Below are 19,446 nucleotides of genomic sequence, written 5' to 3' on the forward strand. Positions count from 1 at the left end.
TGGCCGGTTACAGAAATAACGCCGTGATTAGTTACAAGCGTCTTTCAGTGCTTTACCAGCTTTGAAAGCTGGTACTTTTGCTTCTGCGATTTGGATTTCTTCACCAGTTTTTGGGTTACGACCAGTACGTGCAGCACGAGTACGAACGCTGAATGTACCAAAGCCAACTAGAGCGACTTGATCACCAGATTGAAGAGTTCCGCTTACTGCTTCGATGAATGCATCTAGAGCACGACCCGCTGACGCTTTAGAAATATCTGCATTTTCTGCGATTTGTTCTACTAACTGAGTTTTATTCACTGTAATTTCCCCTTTGTGTCATCTGTGATTATTTTTGTGATGACTTTCGTTCCATTGTTAAGAAAATATGCTCCACCCCTTATTCATCAAGGGCTGGCAGCTATCGAAACTAACTTAGCGCCCAAAAAAAACGCTGACAAGCCTTTTTGGGCTTATCAGCGTAAACTTTTACTTATTTTTGCTACACATCACTATTTTTGAGACTCAAACTCAACGCCCGTCGGGTCTCGCTCTAGTGCGACTTTCAGTACTTCATCAATCCACTGTACAGGGATAACTTCCAGATCCGCGATAACATTATCAGGAATCTCTTCCAAATCACGCTCGTTATCTTTTGGAATTAGCACTGTCTTAATGCCACCACGGTGTGCCGCAAGTAACTTCTCTTTTAGGCCGCCGATAGGTAGAACCTCACCACGCAGTGTGATTTCACCCGTCATCGCTACTTCTGCTTTCACAGGGTTGCCTGTTAGAGAAGAAACCAATGCTGTACACATTGCTGTACCCGCACTTGGGCCATCTTTTGGTGTCGCGCCTTCCGGGACGTGTACGTGAATATCTTTCTTCTCGTAGAAGTCAGTATTGATACCTAGCTTTTCTGCACGAGAGCGAACCACTGTCATTGCTGCTTGGATAGACTCTTGCATCACATCACCAAGAGAACCCGTTTGTGTCAGCTTACCTTTACCTGGCATTGATTGAGTTTCAATCGTTAATAGATCGCCACCCACTTCGGTCCAAGCTAGGCCAGTTACTTGACCAATTCGGTTACTTTCATCCGCTTTACCGTAATCGAAACGTTGAACACCTAAGTACTCTTTTAGGTTGTCCATCGTTACCGTTACTGACTTGATGTCCTTATCCAGCAAGATGTTCTTCACCGCTTTACGGCAGATCTTAGAAATCTCACGCTCTAAGTTACGGACACCCGCTTCACGCGTGTAGTAACGAATGATGCCAATAATCGCAGAATCTTCAATGACGATCTCATCCGCTTTCAAGCCATTACGCTTCACTTGTTTATCAACAAGGTGACGTTTTGCAATGTTCAGCTTCTCGTCTTCGGTGTAACCAGATAAACGAATAACTTCCATACGGTCTAACAATGGACCCGGGATGTTCATCGAGTTCGATGTCGCAACAAACATAACGTCAGAGAGATCGTAATCCACTTCTAGGTAGTGATCGTTGAACGAGTTATTCTGTTCAGGATCAAGTACTTCTAGTAGAGCCGATGCCGGATCACCACGCATATCGGAAGACATTTTGTCGATTTCGTCCAATAAGAACAGCGGGTTCTTCACACCAACCTTCGACATCTTCTGGATCAATTTGCCTGGTAATGAGCCGATATAAGTACGACGGTGACCACGAATTTCCGCTTCATCACGCACACCACCCAACGCCATACGAACATACTTACGGCCTGTAGCTGAAGCAATTGAACGACCAAGAGACGTTTTACCTACACCAGGAGGACCAACAAGACAAAGGATAGGACCTTTTAGCTTGTTGATACGGTTTTGAACAGCCAGGTATTCAAGGATACGTTCTTTGACGCGTTCTAGACCGTAGTGATCTTCATTAAGAACCTCTTCTGCTTTCGCTAAGTTTTTCTTAACTTTTGAGCGCTTAGCCCAAGGAACGCTGACCATCCAATCGATGTAGCTACGAACCACTGTTGCTTCAGCAGACATTGGAGACATCATCTTAAGCTTTTGCAGCTCTTGCTCTGTCTTTTCACGTGCCTCTTGAGGCATTTTTGATTCGTCAATCTTCTTCTGTAGCGTTTCGAACTCGTCTGGTGCGTCTTCCATCTCACCAAGTTCTTTCTGAATCGCTTTCATTTGCTCATTCAGATAATACTCACGCTGAGATTTTTCCATTTGCTTTTTAACGCGACCACGAATTCGTTTTTCAACTTGCAGCAAGTCGATCTCTGATTCCATCTGGCCCATCAGGAATTCCAGACGCTCAGTGACGTCAACAATTTCAAGCACTTGCTGCTTATCCACCAACTTTAACGGCATATGAGCCGCAATGGTATCCGCTAAGCGTGCGGCTTCGTCGATACCATTAAGTGACGTTAGCACTTCTGGTGGAATCTTCTTGTTTAGCTTAATGAACCCTTCAAACTGATTAATCGCGCTGCGAACAATCACTTCTTGCTCACGCTCATCCAATTCTGGCGTAACAACAAATTCAGCTTCCGCTAGGAAAAAGTCACTCTCTTTAAAGTGATTGATTTTTGCTCGCTGCTGGCCTTCGACCAATACTTTTACTGTGCCATCCGGAAGCTTCAAGAGCTGGAGAATGGTGGCTACCGTACCTACGTCAAATAGGTCGTCAACCGTAGGCTCGTCAGTATCCGCTTGCTTTTGTGCCACAAGAAGAACTTGTTTGTTGGTTTCCATCGCCGTTTCTAGACAGCTAATCGATTTCTCACGACCAACAAACAATGGAATAACCATGTGTGGGTAGACCACTACGTCACGTAGAGGTAGTACCGGGATCTCGATACGCTCGGAACGTTCCAAGTTCATATAATTCTCTCTTCCGCTTTCACGTTTAACGTATTACTTAAGGCAGTATATGGGGGCTAATTGTTTGGATTCAATAAGAGAAATAAAAAAAGGAGGTAATTACTTACCTCCTTTTTCATTATGGCTGAATTTACTCTGCTCCAGCTGCCTGATTGTCTGCGTTACTGTAAATAAGCAGTGGCTCTGACTCGCCATTAATGACGGACTCATCAATCACGACTTTACTAACGTCTGTTGCAGATGGTAATTCGTACATGGTTTCAAGTAGCACGCCTTCAAGAATCGAGCGTAAGCCACGAGCACCTGTTTTACGCTCCATTGCTTTTTTCGCGATAGCGCGCAGCGCATCTTCACGGAATTCAAGTTCGGCGTTTTCTAGCTCAAACAATGCTGCATATTGCTTGGTCAGTGCGTTCTTCGGTTCACATAGGATCTGAATCAACGCTTCTTCATCAAGCTCAGTCAGTGTTGTTGTTACAGGTAGACGACCAATGAATTCTGGAATGAGGCCGTACTTCACTAAGTCTTCAGGTTCAACTTGAGTAAATAGCTCACCTACTGTCTTCGATTCATTCTTCGAACGAACTTCAGCACCAAAGCCAATACCTGTACCTGTTGCAACACGCTGCTCAATCACTTTGTCTAAGCCAGCAAAAGCACCACCACAGATGAACAGGATCTTAGATGTGTCCACTTGTAGGAATTCTTGCTGAGGATGCTTACGACCACCTTGAGGTGGAACCGATGCAACCGTACCTTCGATAAGTTTTAGTAGCGCCTGCTGAACACCTTCACCAGATACGTCACGCGTAATAGATGGGTTTTCAGCTTTGCGTGAAATCTTATCAATTTCATCAATGTAAACAATGCCGCGTTCCGCTTTAGCTACATCGTAATCACATTTTTGCAGAAGCTTTTGGATGATGTTTTCAACGTCTTCACCTACGTAACCGGCTTCGGTTAGTGTCGTCGCGTCTGCCATTGTAAATGGCACATCCAAGAATCGAGCTAATGTCTCCGCAAGTAGTGTTTTACCGCTACCTGTAGGACCAATTAGAAGGATGTTACTCTTACCAAGCTCCACACCTTCGCTCGTTGTATCACCATTGCGTAAACGCTTGTAGTGGTTATATACCGCAACTGCGAGCACTTTTTTCGCGTAATCTTGCCCGATCACATAGTCATCAAGGTGTTCACGGATCTGTTTTGGCGTTGGTAACGCTTCAGATTCTTTCTTAGGGAGAACATCCTTGATTTCTTCGCGAATAATATCGTTACATAGGTCGACACACTCGTCGCAAATGTACACTGACGGACCTGCGATTAGCTTGCGAACTTCGTGCTGACTTTTGCCGCAGAAAGAACAGTACAGCAATTTACCGCTGCCACTTTCTTTGCTTTTATCTGTCATTCGCTAACCTCTTAGCCTTTACTCTTCATGAATGAGTGTATATCAATTTTTGCCAAAATGCGCTGGCTAATTACTCGCCACGGTGGCTTAACACTGCATCCACGATACCGTATTCCACAGCCTGCTCTGATGACATGAAGTTATCACGATCAGTATCGCGCTCAATGACTTCAAGAGGTTGGCCTGTATGTTCTGCTAACAACTTGTTTAGCTTCTGTTTAATCGTCAGGATTTCCTGAGCATGGATTTGGATATCAGAAGCTTGACCCTGGAAACCACCCAATGGTTGGTGGATCATTACACGAGAGTTAGGCAGTACGTAACGCTTACCTGGCGCACCACCTGCAAGCAGGAAGGCACCCATTGAACATGCTTGCCCCATACACACAGTGCTGACATTTGGCTTAATGAACTGCATGGTATCGTAAATAGACATACCAGCTGTTACGCTGCCGCCTGGCGAGTTGATGTATAGGAAAATATCTTTATCTGGATTTTCAGATTCTAGGAAAAGTAGCTGAGCCACGACAAGGTTTGCCATGTGGTCTTCCACTTGACCCGTTAAAAAAATCACGCGCTCTTTCAGCAGACGTGAGTAGATGTCGTAAGAGCGTTCGCCTCGGGAAGTTTGTTCAACCACCATTGGTACTAGCGCGTCCATAATTGGCGACATTGCATTTTTTTCTTGGTAGCTCATATTCTTATGTCCCTAAAATAAATGGCCCGGATGATGACTATCATACGGACCATTGTTAGCAGAATAGTTAACGTTAAGTCAACCTTCTACGCAAGATATTGCTTATTAAGCAGCAGGTTGTTGTTGGTTAAGTAGCTCGTTGAAGCCTACTTCTTTCTCAGAAACCTGTGCTTTAGCGATGATCGCGTCGATTGCTTGCTCTTCTAGAGCTACGTTGCGCATGTTGTTCATCATTTCTTCGTTTTGCTCGTAGTAAGCAATAACTTCTGATGGATCTTCGTATGCAGTAGCCATTTCTTCGATTAGAGCTTTAACTTTCTCGTCGTCCGCTTTTAGCTCTTCAGATTTGATTACTTCACCTAGTAGAAGACCAACAACTACGCGACGTTTAGCTTGTTCTTCGAACAGTTCACGTGGAAGCTGAGCAGCAGCTTCTGGGTTACCACCGAAGCGTTGTGCAGCTTGTTGACGTAGAACTTGGATTTCTTGCTCGATAAGCGCTGATGGTACGTTGATGTCGTTTTGCTCAACTAGACCGTCAATCGCTTGCTCTTTGATGCGGTTCTTAACAGCTTGCTTAAGTTCGCGTTCCATGTTCTTACGAACTTCAGCTTTAAGTGCTTCAACACCACCTTCAACAACACCGAACTTAGCAACGAACTCGTCGTTTAGTTCTGGAAGTTCACGAGCTTCAACTTTGTTCACTTTGATTGCGAACTTAGCTGCTTTACCTTTTAGGTTTTCAGCGTGGTAATCTTCTGGGAAAGTCACGTCGATGTCGAATTCCATACCAGCAGTTTTACCTGCGATACCGTCTTCGAAACCAGGGATCATGCGACCAGCACCCATTTCTAGAGGGAAGTTCTCAGCTTTACCGCCTTCGAACTCTTCACCGTCGATAGAACCAACGAAGTCGATGCTTACGCGTTTGCCATCTTCTGCTGCTTCTTCAACTTCAACCCAAGTTGCTTGTTGCTTACGTAGAGTATCGATCATCTCTTCTACGTCTGCATCTTTAACTTCTGTTAGTGGTTTTTCAACAGTGATGCTCTCTAGGCCTTTAAGCTCAACTTCTGGGTAAACTTCAAAAGTTGCAGTGAAAACTAGGTCTGAACCTTCTTTGTTCTCTACAGGAGCGAAAGTTGGAGCGCCAGCTGGGTTGATTTTCTCTTTAACGATAGCTTCGATGAAGTGGCGTTGCATTACTTCACCAAGAACGTCTTGACGTACTGCTTTGCCGTACATCTTAGCAACCATTTTTAGAGGCACTTTACCCTTACGGAAACCATCGAAACGACGGTTTTTAGCGATGTTGCGTAGTTCAGCTGTTACAGCGTCTTCGATGTTTGCAGCTGGAACAGTAATGTTTAGACGGCGCTCTAGGCCCTCTAGCGTTTCAACAGTAACTTGCATTATATATAAACCTCTAAAGTGGCTCGGTTTTCCGAGCGTATGAGCGAAACTCAGAGGAGCTTACGCTTCATCCTTGTGTAGTGTTCTGTCCGAACACCTAATTTAAAATCGAGTATCGATACTGGTTGTCAGTACCGGACTAATCAGTGATATCTTCGATAAAATAACCAAAGGTATCTCCTATTAGCCTCAGGACAGAATTTTTAGACGCGACATTCTAGCGATCTGTCGCAACCCTGTCGAGCCAATAGCCACTATGTGGACATTGTCTGCGCTAAATTCTCGAATGCTGACCCATTTTTTCTTCAAAAATGCGATTCAGACACCGTCTAAGCATCGCCAGCATATCTAGAATGGGGACAATAGCGACTTTTTCAAGAGAATCGACCGGTTTTTTTATCGAAAAGCCTAAAAAGAGATCTTGCTCTTGTTTTACTCCACAGAGTTGAAAACTAAATCCCCAATCCTTCTTACAAACTATTAACATTTTCTTACGTGACCAAAGGAAGTTGTAAGGAGTGTAAGGATGTCGCAAAAAAAACGGATTCTGCTGACATTTTTTGCTTTCTATTTCCTGTGCGCAATTATCGGTGGCCATTGGGTTTGGCAGACCAGTTATCAATCTCTACTTGATAAACACCAATCACAGCTGGAGCAGTTTTCTGGCCATATAAAAAATAAACTCGATAAGTACGCCCATATCCCAAATCTTCTAGCTAAAGATGATCCTCTTTATCAAGCGCTTCTGCACCCCAACAACAGTGCGCAACTGGAAATCACTAATCGGTATTTAGAATCCGTTAATGGCGTGATTGAAGCAGCGGATACGTACTTAATCGATCAATGGGGTACAACGATCGCAGCCAGCAACTGGCGTAAAGAGCGCTCCTTTATCGGGCGAAATTTTGCATTTCGCCCTTATTTCAAACAAGCCATTGTAGGCAAAAGAAGCCAATACTACGCACTGGGCTCAACATCTGGTAAACGTGGCTACTACTATTCTTATCCCATCGTATACGCTGGCGGTGTACTTGGTGTCGTCGTGGTGAAGATGGACCTAAGTAAGATTGAGGACAATTGGCAGCAACCTAACAGTGTTTTTGTCGCCAGCGACCCATACGGAATTGTTTTCATGAGTAGCCGAAGTGAATGGCTACTCAAAAGCTTACAACCACTGACAAAAAAAGAGAAAAAGCAAGTTTGGGCAAGCCAACAATATCTTGATGCGCCAATTGAAACGCTTGGATTAGTGGGTAGTTTGGACGAGGTGCATTCTGAGCTTAAACAGGGTTACCCATACAATAAAGGAACCTTGGTGGTCTCTTCGCTGCCTCTTCCCGAACTCAAACTGACAATTCGTGTGCTGTCTCCTAAACAGTCGATCGTTTGGTTCACCATGGGTTACATCTTTGTACTCACTCTAGCATTCATGGTTTTGTTTTTAATTGGTCAGCTTATTTATCACCGTCAACAGCGTCACTTGCAAATTGAACGAATTCAACAAGAAGCCAATCAAAAGTTGGAATATCAAGTCATGGCACGGACTGCCGAGTTGCAAGCGGAGATCGCACAGCGTATCGATACCGAGCAAACTTTACGCGTTACTCAAGACGAATTGGTGCAAGCAGCGAAACTCGCGGTGTTAGGACAAATGTCGGCCAGTATCAGCCATGAACTGAATAATCCACTTGCGGCAATTCGTAGCTTTGCGGAGAACGGCAAGCTGTTTCTAAAAAAAGAAAAATATGAGCGAGTGAAAGATAATCTCACTCGCATTTCTGCTCTCACTGACCGTATGGCAAATATCAGTCAGCAACTTCGCTCTTTCGCCAAAAAAACCAGTGGTGACGAGTTGGCTCAATCTCGACTGTTCCCTGTTATTGCCTCTGTAAAAGAACTGATGAAGCCCGCATTTAAATCAGGGCGCGTCACGTTAGAAACAAATTTGCCAGAGCATGATGTTGAAGTGCAGATCAATATTATTCAACTGGAGCAAGTGTTGGTCAATTTACTGACTAATGCGATAGAAGCACTCAAAGAGCAACAAGACAAACAGGTAGAATTATCTGTAGAACACGATGAGCACACTGATTTGGTTTGGATTCATGTTGATGATAATGGCCCAGGGCTTGGCTCTTTCTCACTTTCTGATTTATGTGAACCGTTTCTAACCACTAAACTGAACGGTTTAGGTTTGGGTCTCTCTATCTCGCAACAAATCTTAGCCAGTATGAATGGAAAATTATGTGCCCATAATCGAGAACAAGGCGGCGCTCGATTCTCATTGTGTTTACCTATCACTTCTTACAACACTGAACCATCAAAAGGATAAGATCATGTGTCAGGTGTTTTTTATTGATGATGAGGCCGATCTCAGAATCGCTATAGAACAGACCTTTGAACTGGCGGATATCGACGCCAAGTTTTTTGTGGATGCAGAATCGGCTTTAATAGCGATGCAGCAAGGAGAAGAAGCTGGCGTCGTGGTCACTGATATCTGTTTGCCGGGCATTTCTGGTATGGATATGCTGACAACTTTGACTCAACGCGATGCAAACTTACCCGTCATCATGATCACTGGACACGGTGATATTTCCATGGCTGTGCAAGCCCTTCATCAAGGCGCTTACGACTTTATTGAGAAACCTTTTGCGCCAGAACATTTGGTTGAAACGGTTAAGCGGGCGATTGAGAAGCGCAAACTAACCAATGAAAATGAAAAACTGCGCCTGTCACTTAAAGCCAGTAAAACCCTTGGTCCACGAGTTATTGGTGAAACCTCTAGCATCCAAATATTACGAGAGACCATCACCCAAATCGCCGATACCGACGCCGATATTTTATTGTTTGGTGAAACCGGTACAGGGAAAGAGTTAATCGCTCGTTCTTTACATGAGCAAAGCTCTCGCCGGAACCAAAACTTTGTCGCCGTAAATTGTGGAGCGGTTCCAGAGAACTTAATTGAGAGTGAACTCTACGGCCATGAAAAAGGCGCATTCACTGGCGCCGAAAGCCGTCGTATCGGTAAATTTGAGTTTGCACAAGGCGGCACACTTTTCTTGGATGAGATCGAGTCGATGCCTATCCAAGCCCAAATTCGTTTATTGAGGGTATTACAAGAGCGCGTGATTGAGCGTGTCGGTTCAAATGAATTATTGCCTTTAGATATTCGAGTGATTGCCGCAACAAAGGTCGATTTAAAACACGCAGCTGAAGAAGGTACTTTCCGTCAGGACCTCTATTATCGGCTCAATGTCGTGACCCTGGATCTCCCGCCACTACGCGAACGAAAAGAAGACATTCCCGCCCTCTTTCACCACTTTCTGTTGGTAGCAGCTTCACGTTATGGCAAAAGCTCACCTAGCTTGTCACCCCAAGATCTAGCGCAACTGATGAGCCATGACTGGCCTGGCAATGTTCGAGAACTCAGAAATGCTGCAGAGCGTTTTGTGCTATTGGGTAAGTTAATTCAGTTGGGAGAATCGAACCCAGTTGCTAAGTCTTCCTCAAGCCTTGCAGAGCAAGTGGCGGAGTTTGAGAGAGCAGCCATTGAAGGCGCTTTATTAGAAAACAACGGTAGTATTAAACAGACAATATGCCAATTGAATGTGCCAAGAAAAACTCTTTACGACAAGATGCAGCGCTACCAAATAAATAAAGACCTTTACAAATAAAACACGTTCAAATAGCTGGCATTATATTCAACTTGAATCATAATTTTTAACAACGGGTTTATCATGGTTGTTATAGATATGAACGAAAAAGTGAGAATACCGATTGTTACAGATACCGTGCTCGTAGACGGTTGCTATCAAGAAGAGAGAAGATTCGGTGAAGAGCGTCGCAAAAATAAAAAGAGGTGGCGACACTATGAACGTCGAATTAATTCAGACCCGCGCAAAACTTGTTACAAGTCAATAGACGAAGAGGTGTGAATTCTCACACCTCTTTCTACTTTCTGGCTTCCATTACTTGGTAATGATCTCCGGCCCCATCAAGGTAGTAGGCAACCAAGTCGAAACCCATGGTACATATGTGACGATAATTAGGAATAAGAACATCACTCCAACCCAGGGTAATGCTGCCTTCACTACATTCATCATCGACATTTTGGCAACACCAGCGGTCACAAATAAGTTAAGACCCACGGGCGGCGTTATCATTCCTATCTCCATATTCACCACCATCATTATGCCCAAATGAATTGGGTCTATGCCTAATGCAATCGCAATTGGGAACACGAGCGGCGCAACAATGATCAACAAGCCTGATGGCTCCATGAACTGACCACCAATCAGCAACAAGACGTTCACCACAATCAAAAAAGTGATTGGTCCGAGACCAGCCGAGAGCATCGACTCGGTGATCATTTGCGGGATGCGTTCTTCCGTTAAAACATGCTTCAAAATTAAGGCATTAGCAATGATGAACAGCAGCATGATGGTGAGTTTGCCCGCTTCATACAGGGTGTGTTTGGTGTCTTTATGAACAAAGGTTTGGAAGATTTTAACGAGCGCAGGTTTAGTGTTTTTCTTGTCTGCAAATGGCCCCATGTCTTTGTATACAAAGTTAGCAATAAAGAATGAGTACACAGCAGCAACCGCAGCGGCTTCTGTCGGCGTAAAGATACCGCCATAGATACCACCAAGAATGATGACGACCAACAACAAGCCCCAGCTTGCATCCTTGGCGGCATCAAAAGTTTCTTTCCAACCGACAAAAGGTTGCTTTGGAAGGTTCTTGATTCTCGCGGCAATGTAAATCGCGATCATCAACATGACACCCGCCAGCAAACCGGGAATCACACCACCAAGGAACATACGTCCAACTGACACATCCGTTGCGGCTGCATACACCACCATCACAATCGAAGGTGGGATCAAAATCCCTAGCGTACCTGCGTTACAAATTACCCCAGAGGCAAACTCTTTTGAGTAACCGTTTTTGATCATACCTGCGATAACAATACTACCTATGGCAACAACCGTTGCAGGTGAGGAACCTGACAACGCGGCAAACATCATACACGCTACAACCGAAGCCATCGCCAAACCGCCGCGGAACCAGCCTACAATGGCAATGGCGAAACGAATGATCCGCTTTGCTACGCCACCCGTCGACATAAAGCTTGAAGCCAATATAAAGAATGGAATAGCCAATAGCGTGTAGTGGCCCGCGAATGCATTAAACAGCGTTTGAGCAACTGACGCTAAAGAGGCATCCGAATGCATTAAAAGGAAAAGAACACTGGAAAGGCCCAGCGAAATAGCAATTGGCACGCCAACCAGCATAAAGCCAATTACCATCAAAAATAGAAATAAGATATCCATGGCTTATTGCTCCTTGTTTTTAGCGTCTTGCGAGGCCTTTGGAGCCATTACGTCTTCAGCGTCACTCATCTCAGCTTTAAGAGATTCGAGCTCTTCCTCCGCTTCATGTCCTGCAATCAAGCGATCGAGCTTACCAGTAGCGATTTGCCACGTGACTTGAACAAATCTAAACGTTAGTAGCGCCATTCCAAGTGGCAAAGCGAAGTAAGGAATAAAACGTGGCAGCTTTTCATAACGCTCTCCCTCATTTAACCAGTCGGCCATGAACTGGAGTATTTCAGGCATCGGAATATCGTCCGTTTCATACCACGCTCGGTCGGTAGCGAACGGATACCAGTAGTTCCAGGCGCCAATTAACAGCAAAATAGAGAAGGCTAAGCAACACATTGCTGCAAAAAGCGCCAGGGCTTTTCGTTTACCTTCCGGAACGATGTTAATAATGACATCGACACCAATATGAAAGTGTTTTTTCACACCATAAGATGCGCCAACCAACACCATCCATGCGAACATGAAAACGGTGAGCTCAAGCGCCCAAAGAATATTGTCGTTAAAGACATAACGAAAGATGACATTGGCAAAAGTCAGCAAGGTCATGGCACCCAAGAAGAAAGCAATCAAAGTCTCTTCAATGGCATCAGTGATTCGTCCAGCCTTGGCAAAAAAAGTCTGTTCCATAATTACATCACGTCGTCTGTAGGGGGAAAGAGCCCCCTCAGTTTGAGAGGGCTAAATGTGCTAGGTGTTATTATTTTTGGTTAGACGCCAAAGCGGCTTCGATTAGGTCAGAACCAATGTCTTTTTCGAACTTCTTCCATACTGGTTGAAGTGCAGTGACCCACTCTTGGCGCTGTTCTGGCGTTAGAGTACGAACCACACCACCGGCTTCGATGATATTGTTCTTATTCGCAAGGTTTACTTTGGTTGACTCAGCATTACGCTGCGCAGTTACCTCTTGAATAATGGTATTTAACTGCTCGCGCTGATCATCTGGTAGGTTTTTCCAGAAGTCGTTTGACGTCACAACTAAGTAATCCAGAATTCCGTGGTTCGTTTCCGTAATGCCATCTTGAACTTCGAAGAATTTTTTGCCGTAAATGTTTGACCAAGTATTTTCTTGACCATCAATAACCTTAGTTTGCAAGCCGCCGTAAACTTCTTTGAACGACATTTTTTGTGGGTTAGCACCTAGCTGCTCAAACTGAGCAACGAGTACATCAGAGGCTTGAACACGGAACTTAAGTCCTTCAGCATCAGTTGGAGAAATGAGCGGCTTGTTGGCTGACATTTGCTTCATGCCGTTATGCCAAAACGCAATGCCTTGTAGGCCACGACGTTTCATTGAATTTTTCAGCTTTTCACCCGCTTCCGAGTTTTGGAAACGGTCAACCGCGTCGACATCATCGAACAAGAAAGGAAGATCGAAAAGGCGGTACTTCTTGGTGAATTTCTCAAACTTAGAAAGAGAAGGAGCAGCGAGTTGAACATCACCATTCAGTAGCGCTTCCAACACTTTGTCATCATCATACAGTGTTGAGTTAGGAAACACCTGCATACAGACTTTACCGTTCATCTCTTCGTTGACGCGCTTTTCAAGTAACGAAGCCGCGATGCCTTTAGGGTGTTTGTCCGCGTTCGTTACATGGCTAAACTTGATGACCGTTTCACCCGGGTCACAATTTGCGGCAGCATTAAAACTGGTAACAGCAAGTGCAGAAACAGATAGTAGAGTTAGAGGCTTAAACATTATTATTCTCCTTGTTGAATCACATCCCATCCCGTCCATGAGTAACTAGGTGTTAGGCGATGGGTACGGATATTCAACAAAGAGCAATTAATGGACCATGTTAAAATTTATATGCATTTCAATAAATTAACATAGCCCATTAACATGAATCCGAAGTGTAACGAGTGAATTCCACCCAAGAAAAAGATACAAATGGGTGGGAAATGACCCATTTATGAAGAACAGCTTATCTCCATTTTCTTCCCCCATTCCGGCGGCAATTTCGCGTAATCATCAAACTCAGGTTGCTCATCAAATGGGCGTTTTAACAGTTCGGCCAATCGGTGTAATTCGCTAAAGTCCCCTTCTTCCGCTTTATCAATCGCCAACTGAGCCAAGTAGTTACGCAAGATGTATTTGGGATTGGCTTGACGCATCTGTTTGCAACGCTGTTCGGTTGAAATCAGGCCCCCTAGTTCATCAACCTCTAGCTCACACCGAGCTAAGTACAGTTCAAGCCAAGCTCGCGCAGCTTCTCGGTCGAGAAATAAATCGATTACGGCTTGGGAAGGCGCATTATCAAGGTTTGAAAGCGTTCTGAAGAAGCGAGTGTAGTCCGTTTTGTTCTGGTGAAGAAGCTCAAACATAGCTTCAAACAAACGCCCGTCTTCCGCTATCTTGGTTTTTAAGCCCAACTTCTCACGCATGAGGCGGCTGAACTGCTGGCTTAAATGAACTTCAAATTGACTCAACGACGATTCTAAATCTTCTCGTTCAACGAGTGGCGATAGCGCATGCGCCAGTGCTGACAGGTTCCAAAGCGCAATTCTAGGCTGTTGATCAAATGCGTAACGACCCTGGTAGTCTGAATGATTACAAATGTATTCCGGCTCATAATCATCAAGAAAGCCAAACGGACCATAATCAAAAGTTTGCCCAAGAATTGACATGTTATCGGTATTCATCACACCATGCGCAAAACCAAAAGCTTGCCAATATGCGATCATCTCGGCTGTTTTAGTCACGATGGCGTCAAACATCGCGGCATATGGTTTCTCCGCCGATGCACAATCAGCAAAGTGCCACTCAATCACCTTATCCGCCAACAGCTGCTGCTCTGCTAACTGGTTGGTGTAAAAGAAATGCTCAAAGTGACCGAATCGAACATGGGTTTCAGCCATTCGAAGTAACAAAGCGCCCGATTCCGTTTTTTCTCGATAAACAGGTGTATCACTGACCATCATACCAAGAGCACGTGTCGTGGGAACCCCAAGGCCCGCCATGGCTTCACTGCACAAGTACTCACGGATAGTTGAGCGTAATACCGCTCGCCCATCTCCCATTCGCGAGTAAGGCGTTAGCCCTGCACCTTTGAGGTGAAGATCAAACCAAGTACCATCCTGATGCTCAATTTCTGCCAACAGTAATCCACGTCCATCGCCCAAATCTGGGTTGTAAACGCCAAACTGATGGCCTGCATATTTCATCGCAAGAGGACGAAATTGTTCGAATTCACTTAGCCCAGAAAAAACCGCCAATAACTCATCGTTTTGCTCTTCTGGTAAACCAAACTGCTGTGCAAACTCACCATTCCAAGCGACCCAGCGAGTGTTGTCCAAGGGTTGTGGCTCGACCAACGTATAGAACGCTGACGGTAATTGACTAAAGCGATGGGTGAAATTGACCCGTTGCCAAATGGACATGTAGGGTTCCTTAATAAAAAGAAGTACTGTTGTGAGTATACGTGTGAATGTCCCTGTCATTCAGCCATGAAATGGGCATGGGTATTTTGCGTGAATAACGCGAAGGCGGCAGGAAGGTATCAACCTGCCGCAGACCGTCTCCTAAACGGAGGTAGCATGTAAAAACGATCAAAGGGTTAAGCGGAAAATTCTTCACCCGTTTTTGGTGGCTGTGATGTCGTATCAAAACGAGCGCGTTCGATATCCACTACCGTTTTATAGCTCAACGATAACAATGCCAGCTGGTACGCGCCAAAAATACCATAGGCCACACCGACGAGGCTCAACATAAAGAGATTCGTAAAGTGGCTAAAGATCAGCTGACTGAGCAAGCCCGCACCCAATGGAATTAGTCCCATCAAAATGAATACTTGTTTGTTGTATGCTCTGCTCTGGTTCCACGAACGACGCAAACTGCGCGGCTGATGATCCATTGCAGTCGCTGGCAACACAAATGACCATCGCGCCATTACCCAATAGCCAGGAATGCTTGCAATCGTTGTGATAATAGCCATAGCAACAAAGTCGGCTTCACCACTTTCTGCAATGTAGATAAACGACAACACAAAGATCGGGATACCAATAACGAGCATCATCATCAGTCCAAACAGTATCCACCAGCCTATGAAACGGAATTCTCGAGCTGACAAACGAAATACATCCAACGCAGAGTGCATGTAATCGCCGGCTAAATAAATTCGATGCACACGCACAGCCGCCATAGCGGCAACAAGTGGGTACAAAATAATTGTGACGAAATAAAATCCTGCGACATTGCCTTCTTGAACGTTCGCTTGATCTTGCCCCGTCATTTCAGGATACATAAAAGCAAAAATTGAGTGCACGATAATCAACGGAATACAAGCAATAACAATTGCGAGTAGATTCCTTCTGACCATCACTGCCGCTTCTCGGCATATTTCCGAAACAGAAAAGCCCTCGGTAGACATATAACATCCTTAGTTCATAAAAATCGGCCCCTAGGGTAACCGCAGAGTAGAAAAATCGCTTTAAAAATAATGAGAAACACATCTCATAAGACAATGAGAACGAAACCAAAATAGATCAGATAAAAAATAAGCCACTCAATGTGAGTGGCTTATACCGCAATTCAATACCGTTTTAGACGCGACGTCGCCAGCCTAATGTTGCAAGTAACATCAAAGCCCAATAAGAAACACTGCCGCTACCTTCAGAGTTCTTGAATGTCGTTGTCTTCAAAGAAGCAACAACCGTCACGATAACTTCCCCCGTAGCAGTGGCACCATGACCGTCTGAAACCGTATATTGCAGCTTGATGCCGTCAGTAGGGCTATCCGGTGCTTGAAAACGGATTTTGCCATTCTCTACACTCGCACTTCCCACACCCGTTACGTTCTGTACGCTTTCTACAACCAGTTTATCGCCGTTCACATCCGAATCATTGCTCGCTGCATCAATCAGAATACTTTCACCAACGGCAACGGTCGCCGTATCTGCAAGCGTAAGTGGCGCTGCGTTTTTCATGGTTAAATCGACGGTAGCACTGGACGTTTCATTACTAGGATCAGTCACGGTTAAACGGAATGTCAGAACCTCACCCGCTTTTGCACCTTGAGGCACCGTAAAGCTTGTGCTAACACTGGTTGCATTGCCAAGAGAAACTGAAGTGCCAGCCAACTGCTCCCATTTATAACTCAACACATCACCATCAGCATCCGTACTATTTAACGCAGACAACGTGACTCGCTGCCCAACCGTCATGTCTTTATTATCAACATCAATCACGGCCACTGGCGCTTCGTTGCTGCCAAGCACTTCCACCTGCACATTCACGATTGAAGATGAGTACGCACCATCAACCGACAACAAACGATATTGGAAAGTGTCCAGACCAACGAAGTTAGATTCAGGTTGGTACTGGTTGCCAGAGATGGTGCCGTGCTCAGGCTTCTGCACAATGTCCACATTGAACTGATACCCTACCGCCATGAAATCATTGTCCATCAGGTTCAGTTTGATTGGCGTATTTTTATTGGTTTGTAACGAATCAGATTTCGCTTCAACCAAGTTGCTCGCATCCACATTTAATAATGCTGCAAACGGAATATAAGAGAACCCGGCTTTTTCTAGACCAAACGTGCCAATCTCACTGTAATCACCATTCCACATTACAGGTAGAGAGGCTTTTTCAGTTTTTAGCAAGCGACCGAAATCAAAGTTTGCATCAAATTGACCGCCTTCCAATTCAACGACCAATAAATGCTGACCCGCACTCAATTGGCTTGATTGAGGGAATAAAATTCGAGATGACTTTTGGAAGTTACCTTGCTGTAAAAGCTCAGCGTTGTTTTGATTCAATATTAATCGATAGCCAATGTTTCCAGAAAATGGGAATCGCCAAACTCGATAAGTCATGTCACTTTGAGCGCTATCTCTTTGCGCGTAAAGTTGAAGGCCATCAAGCTCTGTATCACGATTCAAGTCCAGTGACACCGCCAGAGTGTTACTCCCACTCGCGTACACATAACCTTGGTGAAGAGAGTTCAGCCATGCTGACTTATTTGGTTCGTTTGTATGTTCAAGAGAAAAACTACCACCGTTGGTGTTGCTGGCAATGTTGGAAATACGAACCCCAGTATCAAACCCTGTGATCGTTCTCAGACCCGGGGTCGATGTATCTGAAATGACATTGCCACCATTAGGGTACAAATCGTCAGCGTCACTCCTACCACCATTTTCTAACTCATTCAGACCATCAGCCTGCATGATTTGAACCTGCATCGCGCCAACATCATTAAAGCGGTTCTGGACATTGACCGACGTCGCCAGGATACCTTCAGCCGCCAATGCTCGGTCGTAACCGCTAAAGGTGCGATTTTCCAAGTAAACACGTGGGCCAAACTCTTTCAAGTACGGGTCGAGATACACCAGCTTGACATCGTCGTTGTTCACAGAAATAGGCGCTGGACTTTCATGAGTTACCGTTGCTACAACAAAACCAGCAGCGTGTTTGCTCCATGCACTCATGTTCACCGGAGTGTCACCAGCGTATGAATCTCCCGGTTTCTGCGCCCATGAACCGCCACCCATCACGCCCCAAGAGCCGATCGAGGCATCACTGTTCCTTGCGTACAAATCCGGTAAGCCAAGCATTAAGTGGCCAAGCTCGTGTACGATCACGCCCAAGGTCGCTTGATGATCAACTTGATAGTCAGCGAACACACAATAGTCTGTGATCTTTTTACCATCTAGTGTGACATCATCGTGAGAGAATTTGTGCGGCCAAATAGCAGGACGGTTGAGAACCCCTGTTGAACGATCGCCCCCCGCAAAAATAAACATGACAGAGAGTTCTGACGGTTCTACGGTACCATTTTGATTGCTGTCGTAGGCCGAAAGATTAAAGTATGGATCCAGTTTTTGATAAGCCTCGGTGAAAACCGCATTCAACTTGGCGGTGCATGTCTTATCAGTAGAACTAGAGTGACAGTTAGGGTGGCTTTGTGCCACAGTCACATCTATCACACCGTCATTGGCGGTGCCGTAACTCTCAAGTGCAGGAACAACTTTGAATTTACCTTGAGAGTTTTTATCAAAGTAATCCACAACGCTTTGACCATTGGTATTAAATACGCGTTGCTCAAAATCGTGCACCATTGCTTGGTCATCAAACGAAACTTGCACAACCAATAGGGGCTGCTGCTTCACCGTTGAACTGCTCATCGCCTGGTAACCTTGCGCCGGACGCAGTAGGTTTTTTCGTGCCATCGGTTCAATGGTTTTTAGAGAAGATAATTGCGGTTTAACTTGTAAATCCGGGCGAAACTTCGCCGACTCAGGTGGCTCACTCGACTGCGTTTTCACCACACCTGTCGAGATCAATATTGGCGTGTCTGACTCGCGCTGAATCTGCGCGAAAAACCAAACGCCGTCTTCCTGAAGTAAGGCATTGCCCTGCTTATCTTCAAACCAGTGGAAATCTGCCGTTCCACGTAGAATTGCCTCACTGGAGCTACCATCGCTCAACGCAATAGTATGCCAAACCGGCGATGGCGGAGTAGTTGCCATGCTCTTCCCTGCAAGAAGCGCAGTTAGCATAGCCATGGCGAGTGTGTTGAATTTCAAAGTACGACTCCATCTTTTCGATTCGTTCATTCATACCAAGCACAACAAACACAAAGTAACCCTATGGGCATAGAGTAAGACTGAGTGACTATTGACGAAGGCTGGTATCAATTCGCTCAGATAACACGACGTAGTTTGGTGTCACACTACAAAAGCGTCGGATTCCAAAACGCTGTT

15 protein-coding genes are annotated in these 19,446 nt (G+C 45.1%); 3 read left to right on the forward strand and 12 right to left on the reverse strand.

Annotated features, from left to right (window positions below; genetic code table 11):
* Positions 1-27 precede the first annotated feature (27 nt).
* From R7R24_RS15275 to R7R24_RS15300, 6 genes are all read right to left on the reverse strand, one after another.
* Positions 28-300, reverse strand: coding sequence for an HU family DNA-binding protein (locus R7R24_RS15275; protein WP_005382341.1), 273 nt, complete (start codon positions 298-300; stop codon positions 28-30).
* 191 nt (positions 301-491) lie between these two features.
* Positions 492-2,843, reverse strand: a complete 2,352-nt coding sequence (gene lon, locus R7R24_RS15280; RefSeq protein WP_005382343.1) for an endopeptidase La — start codon at positions 2,841-2,843, stop codon at positions 492-494.
* A 130-nt stretch (positions 2,844-2,973) separates the two neighbouring features.
* Complete coding sequence (gene clpX / locus R7R24_RS15285; protein ID WP_005382345.1) at positions 2,974-4,254, reverse strand: ATP-dependent protease ATP-binding subunit ClpX; 1,281 nt, start codon at positions 4,252-4,254, stop codon at positions 2,974-2,976.
* A 70-nt stretch (positions 4,255-4,324) separates the two neighbouring features.
* Positions 4,325-4,951: an ATP-dependent Clp endopeptidase proteolytic subunit ClpP gene (clpP, locus tag R7R24_RS15290; RefSeq protein ID WP_005382347.1), complete on the reverse strand. Its 627-nt coding sequence runs from the start codon at positions 4,949-4,951 to the stop codon at positions 4,325-4,327.
* A 105-nt stretch (positions 4,952-5,056) separates the two neighbouring features.
* A complete protein-coding gene (gene tig / locus R7R24_RS15295; protein ID WP_005382251.1) occupies positions 5,057-6,364 on the reverse strand; it encodes a trigger factor in 1,308 nt (435 codons plus the stop codon).
* A 274-nt stretch (positions 6,365-6,638) separates the two neighbouring features.
* A complete protein-coding gene (locus R7R24_RS15300; RefSeq protein ID WP_054577999.1) occupies positions 6,639-6,851 on the reverse strand; it encodes a hypothetical protein in 213 nt (70 codons plus the stop codon).
* A gap of 39 nt (positions 6,852-6,890) precedes the next feature.
* On the opposite strand from R7R24_RS15300, the gene R7R24_RS15305 reads away from it, so the two are divergent.
* The 3 genes from R7R24_RS15305 (at position 6,891) to R7R24_RS15315 (ending at position 10,299) form a co-directional block, all read left to right on the forward strand.
* Positions 6,891-8,696, forward strand: a complete 1,806-nt coding sequence (locus tag R7R24_RS15305) for a sensor histidine kinase (RefSeq protein ID WP_054578000.1) — start codon at positions 6,891-6,893, stop codon at positions 8,694-8,696.
* A 4-nt stretch (positions 8,697-8,700) separates the two neighbouring features.
* Positions 8,701-10,038: a sigma-54-dependent transcriptional regulator gene (locus R7R24_RS15310; RefSeq protein ID WP_054578001.1), complete on the forward strand. Its 1,338-nt coding sequence runs from the start codon at positions 8,701-8,703 to the stop codon at positions 10,036-10,038.
* Positions 10,039-10,116: 78 nt separating this feature from the next.
* Entirely contained in the window at positions 10,117-10,299 is a 183-nt protein-coding gene (locus R7R24_RS15315) for a hypothetical protein (protein ID WP_021034161.1), read from the forward strand.
* A 33-nt stretch (positions 10,300-10,332) separates the two neighbouring features.
* Here the strand turns inward: R7R24_RS15315 and R7R24_RS15320 are convergent, their stop codons facing one another.
* From R7R24_RS15320 to R7R24_RS15345, 6 genes are all read right to left on the reverse strand, one after another.
* Entirely contained in the window at positions 10,333-11,694 is a 1,362-nt protein-coding gene (locus R7R24_RS15320; RefSeq protein WP_005382255.1) for a TRAP transporter large permease, read from the reverse strand.
* Between the two features lie 3 nt (positions 11,695-11,697).
* Positions 11,698-12,372 (reverse strand): TRAP transporter small permease, encoded by a 675-nt coding sequence (locus tag R7R24_RS15325; protein WP_005384308.1) that lies wholly within the window; start codon positions 12,370-12,372, stop codon positions 11,698-11,700.
* 70 nt (positions 12,373-12,442) lie between these two features.
* The gene (locus R7R24_RS15330) at positions 12,443-13,441 is read right to left on the reverse strand and encodes a TRAP transporter substrate-binding protein (protein ID WP_017634784.1); all 999 of its coding nucleotides are present in this window, start codon (positions 13,439-13,441) and stop codon (positions 12,443-12,445) included.
* Between the two features lie 212 nt (positions 13,442-13,653).
* Positions 13,654-15,123 (reverse strand): protein adenylyltransferase SelO, encoded by a 1,470-nt coding sequence (locus tag R7R24_RS15335; RefSeq protein ID WP_054579944.1) that lies wholly within the window; start codon positions 15,121-15,123, stop codon positions 13,654-13,656.
* Between the two features lie 176 nt (positions 15,124-15,299).
* Positions 15,300-16,112: a hypothetical protein gene (locus R7R24_RS15340; RefSeq protein WP_054578002.1), complete on the reverse strand. Its 813-nt coding sequence runs from the start codon at positions 16,110-16,112 to the stop codon at positions 15,300-15,302.
* A 172-nt stretch (positions 16,113-16,284) separates the two neighbouring features.
* The gene (locus R7R24_RS15345) at positions 16,285-19,269 is read right to left on the reverse strand and encodes a M6 family metalloprotease domain-containing protein (RefSeq protein ID WP_196333376.1); all 2,985 of its coding nucleotides are present in this window, start codon (positions 19,267-19,269) and stop codon (positions 16,285-16,287) included.
* Between the last annotated feature and the right edge of the window lie 177 nt (positions 19,270-19,446).

Source organism: Vibrio sp. 704, assembly GCF_033339295.1.